The organism is Brevibacterium sp. HMSC07C04 (genome assembly GCF_001815905.1).
GTDB lineage: Bacteria > Actinomycetota > Actinomycetes > Actinomycetales > Brevibacteriaceae > Brevibacterium.
In genome coordinates, this window is sequence record NZ_KV823244.1 from 175,856 (window position 1) to 198,154 (window position 22,299).

Below are 22,299 nucleotides of genomic sequence, written 5' to 3' on the forward strand. Positions count from 1 at the left end.
CTGAGATGAAGCCGCGGCCACTCCCACGGGGAGGGGCCGCGGCTTCTGCTTTCCACATCAGAAAACTCGCTCCCTGGCTGATCTACACTGCCGTCCTGGCCTGCTTGTCCGCGGTCGTCTACGCGGAGCTCTTCGGCGGCTTCGGCTCAAGAGTCTTTGCTGACAACGACGATTCGTCCCTCTTCATCTGGTGGATAGCCCACACGGCCGATGTTGTCGGCGGATGGCTGGGCAGACCCACCTTTGACAGTTCTCTGCTGTACACCACCGCAATGAACGCCCCAGACGGTGTCAACGGAGCGTGGAACACCTCGCTTGTCGGCATAGGCCTGCCGCTCGTGCCGATCACCTGGGCGTTTGGTCCGATCGTCAGCTACAACCTCGCCATCGTGTGCGCCCCGGTGGTGTCAGCCCTTGCGGCAGCGCTTCTCTGCCGACGCTTCACCGCTCATCTGCCCGCATTCTTCACCGGCGCCCTGTACGGTTTCTCCACCTACACCATCGCCCAGTCTTCGGGCCACCTGAATCTGGCCAGCGCGGCCTTCCCGCCGTTGGTGGTGCTGCTGATGCTGCTCATTGCACGCGACCGCCGTTGGACGGTGCCCTTCGGCATTGTTCTGGGCTGGCAGTTCTATATTTCAACTGAGCTGTTGGCGGGCACCTTGCTCGCAGTCCTCGTCTTCGCGGCTTCAGCAAGCATGTCGGCGTGGTCTCACGTTCGGGCCTCTGCGCCTGCTGTTGTTCGCCGAGGTGCAATCGCTGCGGTCATTGGGCTTGTCATAGCTGCGCCTCTGCTGTTCACCATGTGGTTCAGACCGAACGCTCCGCGGGAAGCCATCCGACCGCACGGGGTGTGGAACACCGATGTTCTCGATGCGGTCACCCCGGGCCACTACACCCGAATCGGCGGGGGAGCGAAGCTGCCGCGGATCGAGCCGATTGACCCCTCGGAACTTGGCGGCTACCTGAGCGCACTGTGGCTTGTACTGTGTCTTATCGCCGTCATCGTGCTGTGGAAGCGAAGCCCAGCGGCCCGCACCGCTGCCCTGACCGGGGCTGGCGTGTGGGTTCTGTCCTTGGGCTCACCGGTGCTCTTAGGCGGCGAGCAGGTGCTGCCCCTAGGGCCGTTCCGGCTGGTGGAGCTTACACCCGTGCTTGGAAATATTCTTCCGATGCGGTTGATGATCCATGTTGTGCTCGCCTGTTCTGTTCTGTCGGCGCTGGTGATGGAACGTGCGCGTGCTCTGCCGGTTCGCGCTCTGACCGGCGCTGGACTGGCCGGTGTCCTCGTATTGACAACCGCGGCCCCAGTTCCCGCGCGTGACCTCCACATCCCCGCGTTCTACACCCAGTCGATTCACGACACGATCCCAGCAGGATCGCTGGTCAAAACACTTCCCAGACCGCGGGCCTGGGCCTATCCTCGGGCAGACGAGGCGATGGTCTGGCAGGCCGTGTCCGGTATGCACTACCGCGAGGCCGGGGGCTACTTCATCGGCGGGCGCGACGACGCACCCGTAACCTATGCCGCGCCCGCCGATTCGCTGGATATCCTCCTAGAAGAAAAGCGCGGCGGTCCTGTGCCGAGTGCTGCAGAACTGCAAGACGGAGTCAGAGAGCTGTGCGGCGGGGGAGTTGACTACATCCTCATTGCCGACGACGGCTTCTACCTGCCGCAGTCAGCCCCGGACATCGCACAGGCCGTCGGCGAAGCCGCCGGTGTGACGCCTCAACATACAGGCGGGGTGTGGATGATCAAGCTGAACAAGGAGCAAGGATGCTGAAAATAGGTCTGACCGGCGGTATCGGAGCCGGAAAGTCAACTGCGGCAGCGCTGTTCAGAGCGCGGGGCGTACCCGTCATCGACTCGGACGCCGTTGCACGCGAAGTTGTCGAACCCGGACAGCCCGCCCTGCGGGCACTGCGTGAGCGCTTCGGAGAGTCAGTTGTCAAGGACGGCGAACTGGACCGCGCTGAACTTGCTCGAATCGCATTTGTCGACGCCGAATCCACACGGGCCCTCAACGACATCATGCACCCGGCTATTGCACAGCGCACCGCTGAGCTGTTTGCCGAGCAGGCCGGAACCGGGACCGTCGTCCACGATGTTCCTCTGCTGGCTGAGAACAGCATGGAAGACGACTATGACCTTGTCGTCGTCGTCGACGTTCCCGCCGAAGTGCGCTTACAGCGGCTGGTGCAGCTGCGCGGAATGGACGAAGCTGATGCACGCCGGCGGATTCTCCGCCAGGCCTCAGACGATCAGCGCAAGTCAATCGCAGATGTCGTTCTCGACAATTCCGGCACCCCCGAGGAATTCGAAGAGCGATTCGAAGAGGCCTTCCAAAGCGTGATCCAACCAGCCGCGCGCAAAGCCAGGGGCTCCCAGCCCGGCCGGTGACAGCGTTCTGCTGCTGACTACCTCGTGAGTTCCGGGAAGCAGTGGGCGCGAGCCGTCCATGAGCACAGAACAGCGCCGTCGATGACGGCGCTGTTCTTATGGCTCTCTGATCTTTTAGGCCATAGTGGCGCTGAGCGTGATCTTCACACCCGACAGCGCTTTTGCCGCCGGGCAGGTCTTCTTGGCCCGCTCAGCGAGTGTCTGGAAAGTCTTCTGCTCGATGCCCCCTGCGCGGCCGACAGTGACGAGGTGGATCTCCTTGATGCCCTTGACTGGGTCGAAGGTGACGTCGGCCCCCGTGGTGATCTGCTCGGGAGTGGCGCCCTCTTCAGCGACGATGTTGGCAAGCGCCATCGAAAAGCACGACGCAAGACCAGCTCCGATGAGCTCTTCGGGGCTTGTCACCTTGTCGACTTCGGTTTCGGCGCGGTTTGTCCAGTTGACGGTGAACGGGCCGATTCCGGCACTTTCCAGCGAAGCGGATCCTTCGCCGTCTGCCAGGTGGCCCTTCCAGGTGGCCTGTGCTTTTGTTACGCGGCTCATTTTGCCTCCTCAGATTGGGGGTTCACTCCAACTCTATGTGCTCGGGCACCTCCAGCGCTCGTGGCCCACAGCCGTGCAGAGTAGCCTGGATGCATGGCGCAGAAGTCTCTTCCCGTTCCCAAGATCGGACACCGGCCGGAAGTCACCCGTTCAGTGGCCCCGTTTGAGGTCGTCAGCGAATACAAGCCGTCTGGCGACCAGCCCACGGCCATTGCCGAAATGGCTGAGCGGCTTCGCGCGGGAGAAAAAGACGTCGTCCTCATGGGTGCGACGGGCACGGGCAAGTCTGCGACAGCAGCGTGGCTGATCGAAGAGGTACAGCGGCCCACGCTCATCATGGCGCACAACAAGACGCTGGCGGCCCAGCTGGCCAATGAGTTCCGTCAGCTGTTGCCGAACAACGCCGTCGAGTACTTCGTGTCGTACTACGACTACTACCAGCCGGAAGCCTATGTACCGCAGACGGATACGTCCATTGAAAAGGATTCGTCGATCAATGACGAAGTCGAGCGCCTGCGCCACTCGGCAACAAATGCGCTTCTGACCCGACGCGATGTTGTCGTCGTCTCCACCGTGTCGTGCATCTACGGTCTTGGAACACCGGAAGAGTACGTGGAGCGCATGGTTTCCCTCGAGGTCGGCGAAGAAGTTGACCGCGACGCGCTGCTCAAGCAGTTCGTGACAATGCAGTACACCCGCAACGACGTTGCGTTCACCCGCGGCACTTTCCGCGTGCGCGGCGACACCGTCGAAATCATCCCTCAGTACGAAGAGCTCGCCATTCGAATTGAGTTCTTCGGCGACGAAATCGAAGCTCTCTACACTCTGCATCCGCTGACGGGCGAAATCATTCGCGAAGAAGAGGTCATCCACATCTTCCCCGCGTCGCACTATGTGGCCGGTGAGGACCGCATGGCTCGGGCAATTGCCGATATCGAGGCCGAACTGCAGGAGCGACTGGCTGAACTCGAGGGGCAGAACAAGCTGCTGGAAGCCCAGCGGCTGAAGATGCGCACCACCTACGACCTCGAAATGATGCAGTCGATGGGCTTCACGTCCGGGATTGAGAACTATTCGCGGCACATCGACGGTCGTGCGGCGGGCACCGCTCCGAACTGTCTGCTTGACTATTTTCCGGAAGACTTCCTGCTTGTGGTCGACGAGTCACACGTGACGATCCCGCAGATCGGCGGTATGTACGAAGGCGACATGTCGCGCAAGCGCACACTCGTTGAGCACGGCTTCCGCCTGCCGAGCGCCCTGGATAACAGGCCGCTGCGGTTCTCGGAGTTCCAGGATCGGATCGGCCAGACCGTCTACCTTTCGGCTACACCCGGTGATTACGAACTCGAGCGCTCCAACGGCGTTGTCGAACAGATCATTCGCCCCACTGGCCTGGTCGACCCGAAGGTCATCGTCAAACCCACGCGCGGTCAGATTGACGACCTGCTGGATGAAATCAATCTGCGGGTGGAGCGCAACGAACGCGTGCTCGTGACGACGCTGACGAAGAAGATGGCGGAAGACCTCACGGACTATCTGCTGAACCACAATGTGCGGGTCGAATACCTGCACTCGGACGTCGACACTCTGCGCCGCGTTGAGCTGCTGAGCGAACTGCGCTCCGGTGTGTTCGACGTGCTGGTCGGCATCAATCTGCTGCGTGAGGGTCTCGACCTGCCCGAGGTGTCGCTCGTGTCGATTCTCGATGCCGACAAAGAGGGCTTCCTGCGGTCCACCACCTCGCTCATTCAGACCATCGGCCGTGCCGCCCGAAACGTCAACGGCGAAGTGCACATGTACGCCGATACGCGAACCGAATCCATGCAGCGGGCCATTGAGGAAACCGAGCGTCGCCGCGAAAAGCAGATCGCGTTCAACAAAGAGCATGGAATCGATCCGACTCCGCTGGTCAAGAAGATTGCGGACATCACAGAGCGGCTCAAACGCGACAACGAAGACACCGCCGAGCTTCTCAACGACTTCGACTACGGCAAGGGCAAACGCGGCTACAACTCGGCCCAAACCGATGAGCAGCGCGCCCGCTCGGCAGGTCAGGAGACAGGACAGCCGACATCCGTGCGTCCGCCGACGACCGACCTTCCTGAGCTCATTGCCGAACTCACCGAGCAGATGAACCAAGCGGCAGCGGATCTGCAGTTCGAACTCGCTGCGCGCCTGCGCGATGAACTGCAGGAGCTCAAACGTGATCTGCGTCAGATCCAGCGCGAAAGCTGACTGAAAGGCCCCCACTGTGCTCTAGACTGGATGACCGGTGAAGGGGAGTATCCTCATGTGCTGATTCGTCAACACGAAACCGTTCGGCCACCGGCCGGACCGGGATCCGGGTCAGCAGCGCACGCAACAGCAGCTTCGGCGCAGGAAAGACTTTCACGGATGCCAACGACCCCTAAGAAAGAACTCCCGTGCACCACGAATCAGCCAGCGGACTGTCGCTGACCTTCGAATTCATCGTCCTCGGCGCTCTATGCGCTCTTCTCCTGGCAGACCTGCTGATCATCCTCAAACGCCCCCACCGGCCCTCGAACCGCGAAGCCGGTCTGTGGGTCGGCTTCTACGTTGTCCTCGCGCTGATCTTCGCGGGAGTGCTCTTCCTGTTCGGCAACAAGCAGGCAAGCGGTGAGTTCCTAGCCGGATGGCTCATGGAGTATTCGCTGTCGATTGACAACGTCTTCGTCTTCATCATCGTGCTGTCTGCTTTCAAGGTGCCGCCGCGCTATCAGCAGGAAGTGCTCATGGTCGGCATCATCATTTCGCTGGTGTTCCGCGGCATCTTCATTCTTGCGGGCGTGTGGATCATCGAGAAGTTCATCTGGGTGTTCTTCATCTTCGGCGCGTTCCTGCTGTGGACTGCGTGGAAGCAGGCCATGGAAAAAGACGGCGACGGCGAGGGCAGCGGCGACAACTTCCTCGTCCGCATGGTCAAGAAGCGCTTTCCCTTCACGGATGACTATCACGACAACAAGATCTTCGTGAAGATTGACGGCAAGCGATTTGCCACGCCGATGCTTCTGGTGTTCCTGGCCATCGGCACCACGGACGTCATGTTCGCGCTCGACTCGATTCCGGCGATCATGGCGGTGACTCGTTCGGCGTTCATCATCTTCACCGCGAACCTGTTTGCGCTCATGGGGCTGCGTCAGCTGTACTTCCTGTTGGAGAACCTGGCTGACAAACTGCAGTACCTCAAGTACGGCATCGCTGTCATCCTCGGCTACATCGGCTTCAAGCTCATCTACACGGCAACCCGGGAAACCTTGGCCCACCAGCTGCCGGAGATCCCGCTGGCGGTTTCGCTCGGTGTGATCGTGGTTTCCATGACGGTGGCTGTCATCGCCAGCCTTCTCAAGCGCAAACGCGACTACCGGCACTTCCGCAGCGAGCACCTCGGCGGGTGATGCCAGTCGGGCACACAGAAAGGGCGGACGCACCGGCGTCCGCCCTTGTCAGTGAAGATCAGATCAGCGTGCCTGACCGAAGCCGCCGATGACGACATCCCATTCGTCGATGGTGGTTTCGATGATCACCCGAGCCTCGGCAAAGGGGTCATTCGTCAAGAGGTCTTCGACGTTGGCTTTCTCTTCAGCCTGGAATATCAGGAGGGCTCCCGGCTGTTGAGTGTTGACAAGAGGGCCTGAAGCCATGAGCATTCCGGCGTCAGCCAGTTTGGCCAGCCACTCCCGATGCGTGGGACGGACCTCCATCCGCGTCTGCTCGTCGTCGCTGTAGCGATAGGTGACCGCATAGAAAGCCATGGCGTTCCTCTCATGGGGAATAATGGGTAGTCCCAGTCAGTCTAGTTGAGGAATGGGTAATCGCTTCGTGAGTGCACTTGAGCAGATACCGGAGGAATTCGCCTCTGCCGACACCGTGTACGAAGCATTCGAAGACTATGTAAGCGGTTTGGGTCTGGACCTGTACGACGCGCAGCAGGAAGCGATACTCGCAGTTCTCGCAGGCGACAACACGATCGTTGCAACTCCCACTGGCTCGGGTAAGTCGATGGTCGCCCTCGCCGCCGCCTACTGGGGTGTGAGCACCGGGGTGAGGGTCTACTACACCGCGCCGATCAAGGCGCTCGTCTCAGAAAAGTTTTTCGACCTAAGCGAGCGCTTGGGCGCTGACAACGTCGGCATGGTCACCGGCGACAGTTCAGTCAACGCGGACGCTCCCGTCATCTGCGCTACAGCGGAGATTCTTGCCAACCAGGCGCTGCGCGAAGGTCCGCTGCTGGACGTGGGAATTGTCATCATGGACGAATTCCACTATTTCGGCGACCCTCAGCGCGGTTGGGCGTGGCAGGTGCCGCTGCTGACGCTGCCGCAGTCGCAGTTCGTTCTCATGTCCGCCACGCTCGGCGACACGACAGCGATAGCCGAAGGCATGGAACAGCTCACCGGCAGATCGACCTCCTATGTCACGGGTGCGCAGCGGCCGGTGCCGCTGGAGTTCAGCTACTCAGAAGAGCCGCTGCACGAAACACTCCACGCGCTCGTTCGCCACGACCAGGCGCCCGTCTACGTTGTCTCGTTCTCCCAGCGGCAGGCCGCGGAACTCGCCGGGTCGATTGTCAGCGCGAACCTTGCCACCCGGGAAGAACGCGAGGCGATCGCCGATGAGATCCGCGGCTTCGGCTTTCAGAAGGGGTTCGGAACAACCCTCAAACGCTTGCTGCTGCACGGCATCGGCGTTCACCACGCCGGCATGCTGCCCAAGTACCGCAGGCTTGTCGAGCACTTGGCGGGCCGGGGTCTGCTCAAGGTCATATCCGGCACGGACACGCTCGGCATCGGCATCAACGTGCCAATCCGAACTGTGCTGCTGACCGCTCTGACGAAATTCGACGGTTCGAAGATGCGCAGGCTCTCGGTTCGTGAATTCCAGCAGATTGCCGGACGTGCGGGTCGGGCCGGGTTCGACACGGTCGGCTATGTGGTCGCGCAGGCGCCCGAACACGAAATCGAGAACAAGAAGGCAGCTGATAAGGCTGCCAACAGCGGCAAGAAGCGAAAACCGGCCAAGAAACAGCCGCCGGCGGGCTTCGTCGGCTGGTCGCAGGAGACTTTTGAGAACCTGCGCGACAGCGAGGTCGAAGAGCTTCGCTCCCGCATGAAGATTGCGCATTCGACCGTCATCAACCTTGCCGCACGCGGGGGAGACGTCGTCAAGACCGTGCGCGACTTCATCGCCTCGACCCATGAAACACCCGCCCGCAAGCTCGATATGCAGCTGCGCGCACTGCGGATCGGCCGTGCGCTGCTGAACGCGGAAGTTCTCGTGCGCACAGAACACAGCGGTCAGGTCCGCTTTGAGCTCGCCGAGGACTTCGGCCCGCAGTTCGCTCTCAACCAGCCGCTTTCGCCGTTCGCCCTGGCGGCCTTGGAGCTTTTCGATCCCGAAGCAGACGACTGGGCGGACAATGTGCTCAGCGTCATCGAAGCGACAACGGAGGTCCCGTACCACGTTCTTCGCGGACAGCTGGACCGGCTGAAGGGCGAAGAGATCCAAGCGCTCAAATCTGAGGGCGTGCCCTATGACGAGCGCATGGCGATCATCGACGAAATGGAGCTGCCCCGCCCCAACGGCGAAGTTCTGGACGAAGCCTTCGAGGCGTTCACGCAGCACGCGCCCTGGCTGCGCGAAATCGGGATTGAGCCCAAAGCGGTTGTGGCCGACATGATCAGCCAGGCCATGAACTTTTCGCAGTTCGTCATGTACTACAAGCTCGCACGCGTGGAGGGCGGACTGCTTCGCTATCTGACTGATGTCTATCGCGCACTGGTGCAGACCGTGCCGGAAGACCTCGTGACAGAGCCGCTGAAGGACGTCATCGACTGGCTGGGCGATCTTGTTCTGCGCGTCGATTCTTCTCTCGTGCAGGAATGGGAAGCGCTTCGCAGGGCCGGTGCGGAGGAAACCGACACACTGCCGTTGGAACACGCGACGCGTAAGCTCACAGACGACGAGCGCGCTTTCACAGTCCTGGTTCGCAACGCACTGTTCCACCGGGTGCTGCTGGCTGAACGCGCCGCCTACCGGGCGCTGGGAGAGCTCGACGGGGACGACGGTTGGGACCACCGGCGCTGGGAGGACGCCGTCGAGGCGTTCTACGACGAATACGGTGAGCTCGGGGTGGGAGCCGACGCGCGTTCGGCTGATTTCATTCACATCCGCCGCGACGGCAGAACCTGGCTGGTCGACCAGATACTCGACGATCCGGAAGGCGACAAAGACTGGGCCATCCGCGCCCGGGTCGACCTCGACGCCTCGGACGATCTTGGAGAACCCGCGGTGACGATCATCGACGTCGCCCCGCGTTCGGAAATGGAGAGCTGACACATGACCACATACGAATCTCAGATTCATCGGCCCGCGGGCGGGGGAGTGTCTCACCTCGACACGATCATCGTGCAGGGCGCACGGGCGCACAACCTCAAGAACGTCGATGTCGAGGTGCCGCGGGACAGCCTCGTCGTCTTCTCCGGCCTGTCCGGCTCCGGCAAATCGTCACTTGCGTTCGACACGATCTTCGCCGAGGGCCAGCGCCGCTATGTCGAATCCCTGTCCTCCTACGCGCGGATGTTCTTAGGGCAGATGGACAAACCCGACGTCGACATGATCGAGGGCCTGTCGCCGGCGGTGTCGATCGATCAGAAGTCCACTTCGCGAAACCCTCGTTCGACTGTCGGCACCATCACCGAAGTCTATGACTTCATGCGCCTGCTGTGGGCGCGAATCGGAATTCCCCACTGCCCCCAGTGCGGCGAGGAGATCTCCAGCCAAACCCCCCAGCAGATCGTCGACCAGCTGCTCGGTCTGCCGGAGCGCACCAAGTTCATCGTCATGGCGCCGGTAGTCCGGCAGCGCAAAGGCGAGTTCGCCGATCTGTTCCAACAGCTGCAGATCCAGGGCTTCTCACGTGCATGGGTTGACGGCGAACAGATCAGCCTGAGCGAACCGCCGACCTTGAAGAAGCAGTACAAGCACGACATCTCGGTTGTCGTCGACCGTCTCATCGCAAAAGACGGCATCCGGCAGCGCCTGACGGATTCGGTGGAAACCGCCCTGCGCACGGCGGACGGACGCCTCGACGTTCTGCTGGTCGATTCAGACGAGATGCGAACGTTCTCCGAACACATGTCCTGCCCCAATGACCACCCGCTGACCACCGACACGATCGAACCGCGCACATTCTCATTCAATTCGCCGTTCGGCGCCTGCCCCGCGTGCGATGGAATCGGGGTGCGCCTGCAGGTCGACGAACACCTCGTGGTCCCCGATGACGAAATGACACTCGGCGAGGGCGCAATCGCCGCGTGGTCGCACGGCAAGTCGACCATGAAGTACTTCAACCGCCTGCTTAAGGGACTGGGCGATGAAATCGGCTTCGACCTGAAAACCCCTTGGAAGGATCTGCCGAAGAAAGCCCGCAAGGCGATTCTCCAGGGCAAGGACTACAAGGTCCACGTTAAGTACCGCAACCGCTTCGGACGCGAGCGCACCTACTCAACGGGCTTTGAGGGTGTGTTCAACTACATCCTGCGCAAACACGGCGAGACCGAATCCGATACCGCCCGTGACCGCTACGAAGCGTACATGCGGGAAGTCCCGTGCGCCTCCTGCGATGGAACCAGGCTCAAGCCGGAAGCACTCGCCGTCACGGTGGCCGACACCTCGATAGCGGATGTCAGCCGGATGGCGATTGATCAGGCAGCAGAATTCCTCGGCGGCCTCGAACTGAGCGCGCGCGATGCGCAGATCGCCGACCAGGTGATGAAGGAAATTCGCGCCCGCCTGCAGTTCCTGCTGGACGTCGGCCTGGAATACCTGTCACTCGACCGCGCCGCCGGCACGCTCTCCGGCGGCGAAGCACAGCGCATCCGCCTGGCCACCCAGATCGGCTCGGGACTCGTAGGCGTGCTGTACGTGCTCGACGAACCGTCAATCGGCCTGCACCAGCGGGACAACAGGCGGCTGATCGACACACTCATGAAGCTGCGCGACCTGGGCAACACCCTGATCGTCGTCGAACATGACGAAGAGACGATTGATGCGGCCGACTGGATTGTCGACATCGGTCCCGGTGCTGGCGAACACGGCGGTCAGGTCGTCTACTCCGGCCCCGTCAAGGAGCTGACCCGTGCGGAAGGGTCCGCAACTGGCGACTACATTGCCGGGCGCCGCAAGATCGGGGTCCCGGACGAGCGCCGCCGGGTCGACCGCAAGCGAATGCTCGGCGTGGAGCGGGCGAGGGCCAATAACCTCAAAGACATCTCGGTGAAGTTCCCGCTGTCGGTGCTGACATCTGTAACCGGCGTGTCCGGGTCCGGGAAATCGACGCTGGTCAACGACATCCTGTACAGCGAACTGGCCAACAAGCTCAACAACGCCAAGCGGGTCCCGGGTCTGCACAAGCGGGTGACGGGCGTTGAAGAGCTCGACAAGGTCATCCACGTCGACCAGTCGCCCATCGGACGCACGCCACGGTCGAACCCGGCCACCTACACGGGCGTTTTCGACCACGTGCGGCGCCTGTTCGCCGAAACCGAAACAGCGCGCATGCGCGGCTACCAGCCGGGCCGCTTCTCGTTCAACGTCAAGGGCGGCCGCTGCGAGAACTGCTCGGGTGACGGCACCATCAAAATCGAAATGAACTTCCTGCCGGACGTCTACGTGCCCTGCGAAGTGTGCGGGGGAGCGCGCTACAACCGCGAAACGCTCGAAGTGAAGTTCAAGGGCAAGTCGATTGCCGAAGTGCTCGACATGCCGATCGAAGAGGCCGCCGAGTTCTTTGAGGCGGTTCCCGCAATTGCCCGTCACCTCAACACGCTCGTCAAGGTGGGCCTGGGCTATGTGCGCTTGGGCCAGCCGGCAACCACGCTGTCCGGTGGCGAAGCCCAGCGCGTGAAGCTCGCCGCAGAACTGCAGAAGCGCACGCGCGGCCGGGCCGTCTACGTTCTTGACGAACCGACCACGGGCCTGCACTTCGAGGACATCCGGAAACTGCTGCTGGTGCTTCAGGGGCTCGTCGACAAGGGCAACACCGTCATCGTCATCGAGCACAACCTCGACGTGATTGCCGCCAGTGACTACATCATCGACATGGGGCCCGAAGGCGGTCGAGGCGGAGGCACGGTTGTGGCTGCCGGCACGCCTGAAGAAGTGGCTCAGGTTGAGGCAAGCCACACCGGACGCTATCTGGCAGCCATGCCCGAGATTGCGAGCCGCATTGGCTGACCCCAGTCAGTATCGGCCTAAGCCGGGGGAGATCCCCACTCTTCCCGGGGTCTACCGATTTCGCGATGATGAGCGGCGGATCATCTACGTCGGCAAGGCGAAGAACCTGCGCAATCGGCTGAATTCCTATTTCGCCAACCCGGCGGGCCTGCACCCGCGGACATTCACGATGGTCCATACGGCGATGTCCGTCGAATGGACGATCGTGGAAAGCGAAGTTGAGGCGCTGCGGCTTGAATGGACGTGGATCAACGAATTCAAGCCGCGGTTCAACGTCATGTTCCGCGACGACAAGTCCTACCCCTACCTGGCGGTCACGGTGAAAGACCGCTATCCGCGGGTCTTCGTCACGCGGGGCAAACGGCGCAAGGGCGTGAAGTACTTCGGTCCGTTCACCGCAGTGTGGGCCATCCGCGAATCTCTCGACCTGCTGTTGAAGGCTTTTCCCGTGCGCACGTGCGCAAAGACGGTGTTCGACCGCGCCGCGCGTTCGGGCAGGCCCTGTCTGCTGGGCTACATCGACAAGTGCTCTGCCCCGTGTGTTGATCGGATCACCCCGGAGGCGCACCGGGAGCTCGTTGAGGGCGTCACCGAATTCATGTCGGGCAGCACGGGGAAGATCATCTCCACGCGCAGGCGGGCAATGAAAGAAGCCGCCGGTGAACTCGATTTCGAGAGGGCCGCGAAGCTGCGCGACGAGATTGAAGCTCTCGAAAAGATCGTCGACAAGTCCTCCGTCATCCTCTCGCAGAACGTCGACACAGACATCTTCGGACTGACAGTCGAAGAGCTCGAGGCATCCGTCCAGGTCTTCCACGTGCGCGGCGGTCGGATTCGCGGTCAGCGCGGATGGATCATCGAGCGGATGCAGGACCTTTCGGCCGCTCAGCTCACAAGCGACTACCTGCGCCAGGCCTACCTCGATGTTGAAGCAGAGGCGATTCCGAAGGAAATCCTCGTCGACACCCTGCCGGAAGACCACGCGACCCTAGAGGACTGGCTCAGCCAGACCAGGGGCGCGAAGGTCACAATCCGCGTTCCCGAGCGCGGTGAAAAAGCTGCCGCGCTGACAACTGTCGTCGCCAATGCCGAACAGGCTCTGGAGCTGCACAAGAAGCGCCGGTCGTCGGATCTGACCACCCGCAGCCAGGCGCTCAACGAGATCCAAGAGAACCTGGGTCTGGAAGAGCCTCCGCTGCGCATCGAGTGCATTGACAATTCGCACTTCCACGGCGAAGACGTCGTGGGTTCGCTCGTGGTGTTCGAAGACGGGCTGCCGGTCAAACGCGACTACCGCAGGTTCTCGGTGACCGGTGACGCGGCTAGGGACGACACCTCGGCCATGTACGACGTGGTGTCTCGCAGATTCAGCCGGTACCTGGAGTCCCTGGCCAGTGAAGACGATGATCCCAAGTTCGGCTACCGGCCGTCGCTGCTCGTAGTCGACGGCGCCCTGCCGCAGGTGTCAGCTGCCAGGCGAGCGCTCGATGACCTGGGCCTTGTCGACATCACCGTCGTCGGCCTGGCCAAGCGGCTCGAAGAGGTGTGGGTTTCGTGGGACGAATTCCCCGTCATCTTTCCGCGCAACTCCGAGGGCCTGTTCATGTTGCAGCGCGTGCGTGACGAAGCCCACCGCTTTGCCATCACCTTCCAGCGCAGCAAACGCAGAATCACAGCTTCCGCACTCGATACGGTCGAAGGCCTCGGCGCGGCCAAGAGGCAGGCGCTGCTTGACCACTTCGGGTCTGTTACGAAGATCAAAAGGGCCAGCGCTGATGAGCTGACCCAGGTCAAGGGGATCGGCCCGGCCTTGGCGGAGCGCATTGTGGCCGCGTTCAGAAAAGACTGAAAGAATTGAGCGGGGAAGAATAAGGAGATCGCATGACGACCAATCAGCGTGACACCGTGCTCGTCGTAACGGGCATGTCCGGTGCCGGACGTTCAACCGCGGCAAAGGCCCTCGAGGACATGGGCTGGTACGTTGTCGACAATCTGCCGCCGCAGATGATCAGCGGTCTTGTCGATATTGTCAGTCGGGTCGACGGTGACGCTCCGAAAGTCGCTGTTGTGGCCGACGTGCGCGGGCGGGGCATGTTCGCAACACTGAAGGACACCCTGCGCGATCTCCACGGCCCCGAAGGCATCCGCGTTCTCTACCTCGATGCGTCCGACGACGCTCTTGTGCGCCGCTATGAATCTGTTCGCCGCCCCCATCCGCTGCAGGGCGAGGGCACCATTGTCGACGGTCTGGAAGCCGAACGGCGGGAACTCGAGCCGGTGCGCTCCAGTGCCGATGTCATCGTCGACACCTCCGACCTCAATGTCCATCAGCTGGGCGATGAAATCCGCCGTCTGTTCGACAAGGACGGTTCATCGGCGCTGCGGCTTACGGTTATGAGCTTCGGCTTCAAATACGGCACCCCGAAAGACGCCGACTACGTTGCGGATGTCCGCTTTCTGCCGAATCCCTTCTGGGTGCCGGAGCTCAAAGCCCTGCGCGGAACAGACGAACCGGTTGCCGAATATGTGCTCACACAGCCGCGTGCTCAGGACTTCATCGACCGCTACGTGTCAGCGCTGGAAATCGTCATCGACGGCTACCTCGCCGATCACCGCCCCTACGCGACCATTGCGATTGGCTGCACGGGCGGCAAACACCGCTCGGTCGCGGTCGCCGAAGCCGTCCACCGCAGACTTGCCGAACTGACTCACGCATCGGTCACCCTGCGCCACAGGGACCTGGGGAAGGAATGACATGGAGCCCCCAGTCAACACTGCGGAACTTCCCCTGTATCTGAAGCACCCGGCCCGGCGCACCGGACCGAAGGTCGTGTCTTTCGGCGGCGGCCATGGACTGTATGCCGCTCTGCGCGCTTTTCGCCTGCTGACGGAAGATCTCGTCGCCGTGGTCACCGTCGCCGACGACGGCGGCTCGTCTGGCCGGCTGCGCCAGGAGTTCGGCGGTCTACCGCCGGGGGACCTGCGCATGGCGCTTGCCGCTTTGACTGATGACAGCGAGTGGGGTCGCATTTGGCGCGATGTCATTCAGCACCGCTTCGACTCTTCCGGTTGCCTTGACGGGCATTCGGTGGGCAATCTGCTCATCAGCGCTCTGTGGCAGATCCACGGGGACGAAGTCGAGGGCCTCGACTGGGTGGCTCGGCTCCTGCGAGCGCACGGTCGTGTGCTGCCCATGTCGTCGGTGCCGCTGACAATCGAAGCAGATTTCACTGACAGCCAGGGAACTTCCGGTGTGATCCGCGGTCAGTCGCAAGTCGCCTCGTGCCGGGCGACCGTGTCCCAGGTTCAGCTCGTTCCAGCCGCGCCGCCGGCGCGGAAGGAGACAATCGCCGAGGTGGAGCAGGCCGATGTTCTCAACCTCGGCCCCGGTTCGTGGTACACCTCGGTCATGCCGCACCTCTTGGTGCCGGAACTGGCGGAGACGATCTGCTCCTCGACCGCTGTGAAGTCGTTGACTCTCAACCTGCCGGGAGCGACAGCGGAAACCCGAGGCCTGAGCCTGACCGAGCACCTGGAGTCGTTGAAAGAGCACGCGCCTGGGCTCAGCTTCGACTACATTCTCGTCGACGAAGTTGCAGCCGCTGAAGAAGCCGGTCTGCGCGATGCCGCAGAGAAGCTGTTTGCGGCCAGACTGTGGGCCCGGCCCCTGGCCGCGCGGATCCGCGGTCAGCACGACACGCTGAAGCTTGCCGCGTGCTATCGCGATATGTTTGTCAACGCCGGTCTCAAGACCGATGAACAGTGGTGACTGAGGAAGGAACCCCATGTCCCTGACCGCAAAGGTCAAAGACGAACTCACGAGGGTGGAAGAACGCCGCTCGCCCGCCCGCAAGGCCGAGGTCGCCTCGACGCTGCGCTTCGCTTCGGCTCTGCACATCGTGGCCGGTTCAATCGTCATCGAAGCTGAGCTCGACACTGCGGCGGCTGCCCGCCGCCTCTACGGCGAGATTGCAACTCTCTACGGGGCTTCGCCGGAGGTCGCCGTTGCGGGAGCCTCGGGTTTGAACAAGCGGGAACGCTACATTGTGCGCGTCACCGAAGAAGGGCCTGCGCTGGCCCGACAGACCGGGCTTATCGACAACCGGGGCCGTCCCGTCCGCGGACTGCCCCCGGCAGTCGTCAACGGCTCCACCAACGATTCCAAAGCCGCCTGGCGCGGAGCATTCCTCGCTCACGGGTCACTCACCGAACCAGGCCGGTCGTCAGCTCTCGAAGTCACGTGTCCCGGACCGGAAGCAGCACTGGCGCTGGTTGGCGCTGCGCGGCGTTTGGGTATCATCGCCAAAGCCCGGGAGGTCCGCGGGGTCGATCGCGTTGTCATCCGCGACGGTGAGGCAATCGGCGAACTCCTCGAAGCCATGGGTGCCGCCGAAGTGCGCAGTGAATGGGAAGAAGGACGGCAGCGCCGCGAAGTCCGGGCCACCGCCAACCGCCTGGCGAACTTCGACGACGCCAACCTGCGCCGCAGCGCGCGGGCTGCGGTCGCAGCCGGTGCGCGTGTTGAGCGAGCCCTGGAGATTCTCGGTGACGACGTACCCGATCACCTCCGCTACGCTGGAGAGCTGAGGCTGAAGCACAAACAGGCCTCGCTCGAAGAACTCGGCCAGCTGGCCGATCCCCCCATGACAAAAGACGCCATTGCCGGCCGTGTTCGCAGGCTGCTGGCCACCGCGGACAAAAAGGCCGAGGAAACGGGCGTTCCCGACACCAAAGCCAGTCTCACACCCGAAATGCTCGACGACGTCTGACCCCCACCTCGAACTCACGGAACTCAGAACACGCGAAAGGCAGACACCATGACAGTCCGCATCGGAATCAACGGCTTCGGCCGCATCGGCCGTTCCGTTCTGCGCCAGATCCTCGCCGGAAGCACTTCACTCGAAGTGGTTGCCGTCAATGACCTCACCGACAACGCCAGCCTCGCCCATCTCTTCCGCTATGACACCGTGTGGGGTCGGTTCGGCGGGACCGTAGAGCACACTGACGATTCGCTCATCATCGACGGCAAGTCGATTCACGCCAGCGCCCACAAAGACCCGTCCGACATCCCTTGGGGAGAGCTCGGGGTCGACATCGTCATCGAAGCCACCGGCAAGTTCCGCAAGCGCGATCAGGCGCAGAAGCACATCGACGCCGGCGCTGAGAAGGTCCTGCTGTCGGCACCGGGCAAAAAAGACGACGGCATGTTCGTCATGGGCGTCAACCACGAAGAATTCGACCCGCAGAAGCATCACGTGTTCTCCAACGCGTCCTGCACCACCAACTGCTTGGCCCCGCTGGCAAAAGTCCTTCACGAAGAGTTCGGCATCGAATCCGGGATCATGACTACGATCCACGCCTACACCGGTGGTCAGGCCCTCGTTGACGGACCGCACAAAGATCTGCGCCGAGCACGTGCCGCCGCGGTCAACATCGTGCCGACCACCACCGGCGCGGCCAATGCCGTCGGCAAGGTTCTGCCTGAGCTCAAAGGCAGGCTCGACGGCTTCGCCGTCCGCGTGCCGGTTGTCACGGGATCTCTCGTCGACCTGACGTTCCTGCCGAGCAGGAGCGTCACCGTCGACGAAGTCAACGCCGCGGTCAAGAAGGCCGCGGAAGGCTCCCTCAAGGGCATTCTGGGCTACACGGAAGACCCAATCGTGTCATCGGACATCGTCATGGAAGACCGTTCGTCGATTTTTGACGCTCAGCTGACCCGCAAAGTCGGCGACCAGATCAAGGTGGTCTCCTGGTACGACAATGAATGGGGCTATTCCGAACGCCTGGTCGACCTGACAGACTACGTTGCCGTACGGCTCTGAGTTCCGGCACCGAGAAAAGGACACTATGCAGACTCTCACCAACCCGAGTGACTTCGCCGGCAAGCGCGTCATCGTCCGCTCCGATCTCAACGTCCCGATGGACGGCGAAACAATCACCGACCGCGGTCGGATCGAGGCCTCCGCGCCGACCATCGCATCTCTTGCAGAAGCGGGTGCGCGCGTCATCGTCATTGCCCACCTGGGCCGACCCAAGGGAGAGCCGAACCCCGAGTTCAGCCTTGGCCCGGTGGCGCAGGCCCTGACGGAGGCCATCGGCCGTCCGGTGCAGTTCGCCGCGGACACCGTGGGCGAAGACGCTCAGGCCCGCGTCGCTGCACTGGCTGATGGTGAGGTGCTGCTTTTGGAGAACCTGCGCTTCAACCCGGGCGAAACTTCGAAGGACGACGCCGAGCGCGCTGCTTTTGCCGATCAGCTGGCAGCTCTGGGCGACGTCTTCGTCTCTGACGGCTTCGGCGTGGTCCACCGCAAACAGGCAAGCGTCTACGACCTTCCCGCACGACTCCCGCACTATGCCGGGGAGCTCGTCGCGGCTGAAGTCGAAGTCAGCGAACGTCTGCTGCATGATCCTGAGCGGCCCTACGCTGTTGTTCTCGGCGGCTCGAAGGTCTCCGACAAGCTCGGCGTCATCGATTCGCTCATCGACCGGGCTGACTCGCTGCTGATCGGCGGCGGCATGGTCTTCACCTTCCTCAAAGCGCAGGGCTGCAAGGTCGGCTCGTCGCTGCTGGAAGAAGACCAGATCGACACCGTCCGGGGATACCTGGAAAAGGCAGAAAAAGCCGGCGTCGACATCGTCCTGCCCACTGACATCGTCATGGCCGAGAAGTTCGGGGCTGACGCGGACCACTGGGTTGCGTCCGTCGACGCTTTGGAAGGCACTCCGGCCGGTGCCGACGCTATGGGGCTCGACATCGGGCCCGAATCCGCAGCGCACTTCGCAGAGATCATCAAGAAGGCAAAGACGGTGTTCTGGAACGGCCCCATGGGCGTATTCGAGATCCCTGCCTTCGCTGCGGGCACCAAAGCGGTAGCCGAGGCGCTGACGACAGTTCACGGATCTGAAGCCGACGGCCGCCTCACAGTTGTCGGCGGGGGAGACTCCGCGGCAGCAGTGCGCTCCCTGGGCTTTTCCGAAGCCGACTTCGGCCACATCTCCACCGGGGGCGGCGCGAGCCTGGAATACCTCGAAGGCAAAGAACTCCCCGGACTGACAGCACTCAACTGAAAGCACACCAATGACCCGCAAACCACTCCTGGCCGGCAACTGGAAGATGAACAACGATCATCTCGAGGCGATCGCCTCGGTCCAGAAGCTGGCATGGTCGCTGCGCGATGCGCGCTTCGACGGATCGACCGCTGACATTGCGGTGATCCCTCCGTTCACCGACATCCGTTCGGTGCAGACCCTCGTTCAGGCCGATAAGATCCCTGTGTCCTATGGCGCGCAGGACCTTTCGGCTCATGACGAAGGCGCTTTCACCGGCGAGATCAGCGGACGCTTCCTCAATCAGCTCGGCTGTCAGTACGTTGTCGTCGGACACTCTGAAAGGCGAGCACATCACGGTGAGGACGACGAAATCATCGGCCAGAAGGTTCGGGCGGCTCGTCGCCACGGGCTGGCCCCGATCCTCTGCGTGGGCGAACCACAGGACGTGCGCGCCGCGGGCACGCACATCGAATACACCCTGGCTCAGGTTTCCGGGGCACTTGAAGGCCAATCGGCAGACGAACTCGAAGGCCTTGTCATCGCATATGAGCCGGTTTGGGCGATCGGCACGGGAGAAACTGCGACGGCTGATGACGCCGGGACGATGGCGACGGCCGTGCGCGGACTGCTGAGCGACACCTACGGTGATGGATTCGCGCAGTTGGTGCGACTCCTCTACGGAGGGTCGGTCAACCAGGACAACGTCGGGGACATCATGCGCCAGTCAGACGTCGACGGTGCGCTGGTCGGAGGGGCGAGTTTGGACCCGACTGGCTTCGCCGCACTGTGCAAGACCGCTGTCCGCGCTTCGGCTGACTGATAGGATATTCGGCGTGACTATTCTGACGTGGATTCTGACTGGCGTGCTCGTGCTCTCGAGCTTCATTCTTGTGCTGTTCATTCTTCTGCACAAAGGCAAGGGCGGCGGCATGTCCGATATGTTCGGCGGCGGTATGAGCTCTAACCTCGGTTCGTCCGGCGTCGCCGAAGGCAACCTCAACAGGTTCACCGCGCTGACGGCGATTGTGTGGGTTGCCTGCATTGTGCTTCTGGGACTCATCGTCCGCTTCCAGTAGGACCTAAGCCGCGCATAGGCGCCGCTGCCGCAACGGCAGCGGCGCTTTTTGTGCAGATGCGGAATCAGACGGATGCGCAGTGCGATGCGTGTTTGCGCCTATTGCCCCGTATCCAGATCCTGTCGGCATCATGACTGAGGGCCTCGCAGCCATACGCTGCGAGGCCCTCAGTCGCTGCGGCATACTGACGTCCGCTGCGTAAAGCTGCTGTCTACAGCTTGGTGTGTTTGTCTTCGCGTCCTTCGCGACGGTCAGCGGTGATCTTTCGGAATGCCCGGCGAACGCGCGACTGCTTCTCGCCTTCTGCTTTCAGGCGGGCGTCTTCTTCCTTGATCTGCTGCTGTGTCGGTTCGTGATCGCGCAGACCGACCTGCAGGTCTTCTGGGATCTCGTCGAGAGTTCCGGCCTTGACGCGGGCACGGTAGGTCCAGATCTCCTTCTTGGTCCTGCGCGCCAGGAAGTAGATTCCCAGCAGGTTCGGGAAGGCCATGATGAACAGCGTGGCGTCAGAAATGCCGACGACGCTCTCAAGGGTCATAGCCGAACCGACGACGACGGCCAGGATCCACACGATGTGGAAGCCCCGAACGGCTGCGCGGCTCTTCTTGGTGAGGAAGCCGATGGCAACCTCGCCGTAGTAGGCGTAGGACAGAACCGTCGAGAAGCCGAACAGAATCGCCGCAACGGTGACAAAGATCGGGAACCACGAGGAAACAGTGGCGAACGCTTCGGTGGTCAGGACAATGCCGTCGCCGCTTGCGTCACCCTGGTAGACGCCGGTGATCGTGATGGCAAGGCCCGTCAGGGTGCAGACGACGACGGAGTCGACGAACGGCTCCCACAGTGCAGTGAAGCCTTCAGTCGCCGGCTCGCGAGTCTTCACGGCCGCGTGGGCCATACCGGCGGTGCCGACACCGCCGACGTTTGAGAACAGTGCTCGCTGAATGCCGACAATGGCAACGCCGACGATGCCACCGGATACGCCCTCACCTGTGAACGCGCCGGTGAAGATAGCGCCGACAGCGCCCGGCAGGTGCTGAATGTTGATGACGATGATGATGAGAACACAGGCTACGTAGAGGACGCCCATGAGGGGAGTGATGGCGGAGGTCCACTGTGCGATGCGGCTGATGCCGCCGAGGATGACGGCACCGCTGAGAATGGCAAGGATCAGGCCGATGAGCCACAGACGGCCCGCGAAGAAGGAGTCTTCGCCGCCGGTGGCGTTCTGCACGAGCATCGCAACCTGGTTGGCCTGGAACAGGTTGCCGGCACCGAACACGCCGATGAGGGTTGCGGCGGCGTAGAAGTAGCCGAGGAACGAACCGAAGCGCGGCATGCCCTTTTCGCGCAGACCGTTGCGCAGGTAGTACATGGGGCCGCCGATGGTTTCGCCCTTGGCGTCGACCTCGCGATACTTCACACCGAGAGTGGCTTCAACCATCTTCATGGTCATGGCAAGGAGGCCGAAGATGATGATCCACAGGACTGCGCCGGGGCCGCCGATGGTGATGGCGACGGCCACACCGGCGATGTTGCCCAGCCCGACCGTTCCCGAAAGCTCAGTCGCAAGTGCTTGGAAAGAGGACACCTGGCCGGGGTCGGTCTTGCGGGTCAGCCGACCCTGAATCACCTTGTAGGAGTATTTGAGGCCCGTGATGGGCTGGAACCGCAGGTAGACGGTCAGGAAGATCGCGCCGGCCATCAGCCAGACGACGATGAGCGGAATCTCAACGCCGCCGACGCTCGGTGCGTAGAAGACGACCTTGTTGAGCCAGTCTGAGAACGGGCCCAGGATGCTCTGAATAGTCGCGTCGACGGACTCGAGTGAGCCCCCTTGTGCCAGGACTTCTGGTTGTGAACCAGAGATCATAATCTCTCCGAAGATCGGGTACATGGTCTCGGCCGTGGAGTCATAGAGTTACAGTGATCCGCGGCATGCATATACCCTAGGGCAATTGCAGAGCGAAT

Annotated in this window: 17 protein-coding genes; 14 read left to right on the forward strand and 3 right to left on the reverse strand. The window is 62.2% G+C overall.

The window, feature by feature from the left end; genetic code table 11:
- The first annotated feature begins 5 nt into the window (after positions 1–5).
- The gene (locus HMPREF3162_RS03155) at positions 6–1,784 is read left to right on the forward strand and encodes a hypothetical protein (RefSeq protein WP_070776876.1); all 1,779 of its coding nucleotides are present in this window, start codon (positions 6–8) and stop codon (positions 1,782–1,784) included.
- Positions 1,778–2,401: a dephospho-CoA kinase gene (coaE, locus tag HMPREF3162_RS03160; protein ID WP_070776877.1), complete on the forward strand. Its 624-nt coding sequence runs from the start codon at positions 1,778–1,780 to the stop codon at positions 2,399–2,401. The genes HMPREF3162_RS03155 and coaE overlap by 7 nt, the downstream gene beginning before the upstream one ends.
- 114 nt (positions 2,402–2,515) lie before the next feature.
- Here coaE and HMPREF3162_RS03165 read toward each other — a convergent pair whose 3' ends face one another.
- A complete protein-coding gene (locus HMPREF3162_RS03165) occupies positions 2,516–2,944 on the reverse strand; it encodes an OsmC family peroxiredoxin (RefSeq protein ID WP_070776878.1) in 429 nt (142 codons plus the stop codon).
- A 93-nt stretch (positions 2,945–3,037) separates the two neighbouring features.
- Between HMPREF3162_RS03165 and uvrB the strand changes: the two genes are divergently transcribed.
- Together uvrB and HMPREF3162_RS03175 are read left to right on the forward strand one after the other, a co-directional pair.
- Positions 3,038–5,182, forward strand: coding sequence for an excinuclease ABC subunit UvrB (gene uvrB, locus HMPREF3162_RS03170; protein ID WP_070776879.1), 2,145 nt, complete (start codon positions 3,038–3,040; stop codon positions 5,180–5,182).
- Between the two features lie 188 nt (positions 5,183–5,370).
- The gene (locus tag HMPREF3162_RS03175; protein WP_070776880.1) at positions 5,371–6,363 is read left to right on the forward strand and encodes a TerC family protein; all 993 of its coding nucleotides are present in this window, start codon (positions 5,371–5,373) and stop codon (positions 6,361–6,363) included.
- Between the two features lie 63 nt (positions 6,364–6,426).
- Here HMPREF3162_RS03175 and HMPREF3162_RS03180 read toward each other — a convergent pair whose 3' ends face one another.
- Entirely contained in the window at positions 6,427–6,720 is a 294-nt protein-coding gene (locus HMPREF3162_RS03180) for a YciI family protein (protein ID WP_070572624.1), read from the reverse strand.
- Between the two features lie 52 nt (positions 6,721–6,772).
- On the opposite strand from HMPREF3162_RS03180, the gene HMPREF3162_RS03185 reads away from it, so the two are divergent.
- Genes HMPREF3162_RS03185 through secG form a run of 10 tightly spaced genes read left to right on the forward strand, consistent with a single transcriptional unit; the run spans position 6,773 to position 20,328 of the window.
- A complete protein-coding gene (locus tag HMPREF3162_RS03185) occupies positions 6,773–9,301 on the forward strand; it encodes a DEAD/DEAH box helicase (protein WP_070572626.1) in 2,529 nt (842 codons plus the stop codon).
- Between the two features lie 3 nt (positions 9,302–9,304).
- Positions 9,305–12,202 (forward strand): excinuclease ABC subunit UvrA, encoded by a 2,898-nt coding sequence (gene uvrA, locus HMPREF3162_RS03190; protein ID WP_070776881.1) that lies wholly within the window; start codon positions 9,305–9,307, stop codon positions 12,200–12,202.
- Entirely contained in the window at positions 12,195–14,051 is a 1,857-nt protein-coding gene (gene uvrC, locus HMPREF3162_RS03195; protein WP_070776882.1) for an excinuclease ABC subunit UvrC, read from the forward strand. The genes uvrA and uvrC overlap by 8 nt, the downstream gene beginning before the upstream one ends.
- Positions 14,052–14,083: 32 nt before the next feature.
- Positions 14,084–14,956: an RNase adapter RapZ gene (gene rapZ, locus HMPREF3162_RS03200; RefSeq protein WP_070572631.1), complete on the forward strand. Its 873-nt coding sequence runs from the start codon at positions 14,084–14,086 to the stop codon at positions 14,954–14,956.
- Between the two features lies 1 nt (position 14,957).
- A complete protein-coding gene (gene yvcK, locus HMPREF3162_RS03205; RefSeq protein WP_070776883.1) occupies positions 14,958–15,971 on the forward strand; it encodes a gluconeogenesis factor YvcK family protein in 1,014 nt (337 codons plus the stop codon).
- Positions 15,972–15,987: 16 nt separating this feature from the next.
- Positions 15,988–16,971 (forward strand): DNA-binding protein WhiA, encoded by a 984-nt coding sequence (gene whiA, locus HMPREF3162_RS03210; RefSeq protein WP_070572635.1) that lies wholly within the window; start codon positions 15,988–15,990, stop codon positions 16,969–16,971.
- Positions 16,972–17,019: 48 nt separating this feature from the next.
- The gene (gene gap / locus HMPREF3162_RS03215; protein WP_070776884.1) at positions 17,020–18,024 is read left to right on the forward strand and encodes a type I glyceraldehyde-3-phosphate dehydrogenase; all 1,005 of its coding nucleotides are present in this window, start codon (positions 17,020–17,022) and stop codon (positions 18,022–18,024) included.
- A gap of 25 nt (positions 18,025–18,049) precedes the next feature.
- Positions 18,050–19,270: a phosphoglycerate kinase gene (gene pgk, locus HMPREF3162_RS03220; RefSeq protein WP_070776885.1), complete on the forward strand. Its 1,221-nt coding sequence runs from the start codon at positions 18,050–18,052 to the stop codon at positions 19,268–19,270.
- Positions 19,271–19,280: 10 nt separating this feature from the next.
- Positions 19,281–20,072: a triose-phosphate isomerase gene (gene tpiA, locus HMPREF3162_RS03225; RefSeq protein WP_070776886.1), complete on the forward strand. Its 792-nt coding sequence runs from the start codon at positions 19,281–19,283 to the stop codon at positions 20,070–20,072.
- A 13-nt stretch (positions 20,073–20,085) separates the two neighbouring features.
- The gene (gene secG / locus HMPREF3162_RS03230) at positions 20,086–20,328 is read left to right on the forward strand and encodes a preprotein translocase subunit SecG (RefSeq protein ID WP_070572641.1); all 243 of its coding nucleotides are present in this window, start codon (positions 20,086–20,088) and stop codon (positions 20,326–20,328) included.
- 211 nt (positions 20,329–20,539) lie between these two features.
- Here secG and HMPREF3162_RS03235 read toward each other — a convergent pair whose 3' ends face one another.
- Entirely contained in the window at positions 20,540–22,201 is a 1,662-nt protein-coding gene (locus tag HMPREF3162_RS03235) for an alanine/glycine:cation symporter family protein (protein WP_226829176.1), read from the reverse strand.
- Between the last annotated feature and the right edge of the window lie 98 nt (positions 22,202–22,299).

Excerpts from the sequence above, each read along its gene's own strand:
- HMPREF3162_RS03180 (WP_070572624.1), bottom strand. The coding sequence starts at position 6,720 with ATGGCTTTCTATGCGGTCACCTATCGCTACAGCGACGACGAGCAGACG.
- HMPREF3162_RS03185 (WP_070572626.1), top strand. The coding sequence starts at position 6,773 with ATGGGTAATCGCTTCGTGAGTGCACTTGAGCAGATACCGGAGGAATTC.
- yvcK (WP_070776883.1), top strand. The coding sequence starts at position 14,958 with ATGGAGCCCCCAGTCAACACTGCGGAACTTCCCCTGTATCTGAAGCAC.
- tpiA (WP_070776886.1), top strand. The coding sequence starts at position 19,281 with ATGACCCGCAAACCACTCCTGGCCGGCAACTGGAAGATGAACAACGAT.
- pgk (WP_070776885.1), top strand. The coding sequence starts at position 18,050 with ATGCAGACTCTCACCAACCCGAGTGACTTCGCCGGCAAGCGCGTCATC.
- HMPREF3162_RS03235 (WP_226829176.1), bottom strand. The coding sequence starts at position 22,201 with ATGATCTCTGGTTCACAACCAGAAGTCCTGGCACAAGGGGGCTCACTC.
- HMPREF3162_RS03155 (WP_070776876.1), top strand. The coding sequence starts at position 6 with ATGAAGCCGCGGCCACTCCCACGGGGAGGGGCCGCGGCTTCTGCTTTC.
- gap (WP_070776884.1), top strand. The coding sequence starts at position 17,020 with ATGACAGTCCGCATCGGAATCAACGGCTTCGGCCGCATCGGCCGTTCC.
- uvrA (WP_070776881.1), top strand. The coding sequence starts at position 9,305 with ATGACCACATACGAATCTCAGATTCATCGGCCCGCGGGCGGGGGAGTG.
- rapZ (WP_070572631.1), top strand. The coding sequence starts at position 14,084 with ATGACGACCAATCAGCGTGACACCGTGCTCGTCGTAACGGGCATGTCC.
- whiA (WP_070572635.1), top strand. The coding sequence starts at position 15,988 with ATGTCCCTGACCGCAAAGGTCAAAGACGAACTCACGAGGGTGGAAGAA.
- HMPREF3162_RS03165 (WP_070776878.1), bottom strand. The coding sequence starts at position 2,944 with ATGAGCCGCGTAACAAAAGCACAGGCCACCTGGAAGGGCCACCTGGCA.
- uvrB (WP_070776879.1), top strand. The coding sequence starts at position 3,038 with ATGGCGCAGAAGTCTCTTCCCGTTCCCAAGATCGGACACCGGCCGGAA.
- coaE (WP_070776877.1), top strand. The coding sequence starts at position 1,778 with ATGCTGAAAATAGGTCTGACCGGCGGTATCGGAGCCGGAAAGTCAACT.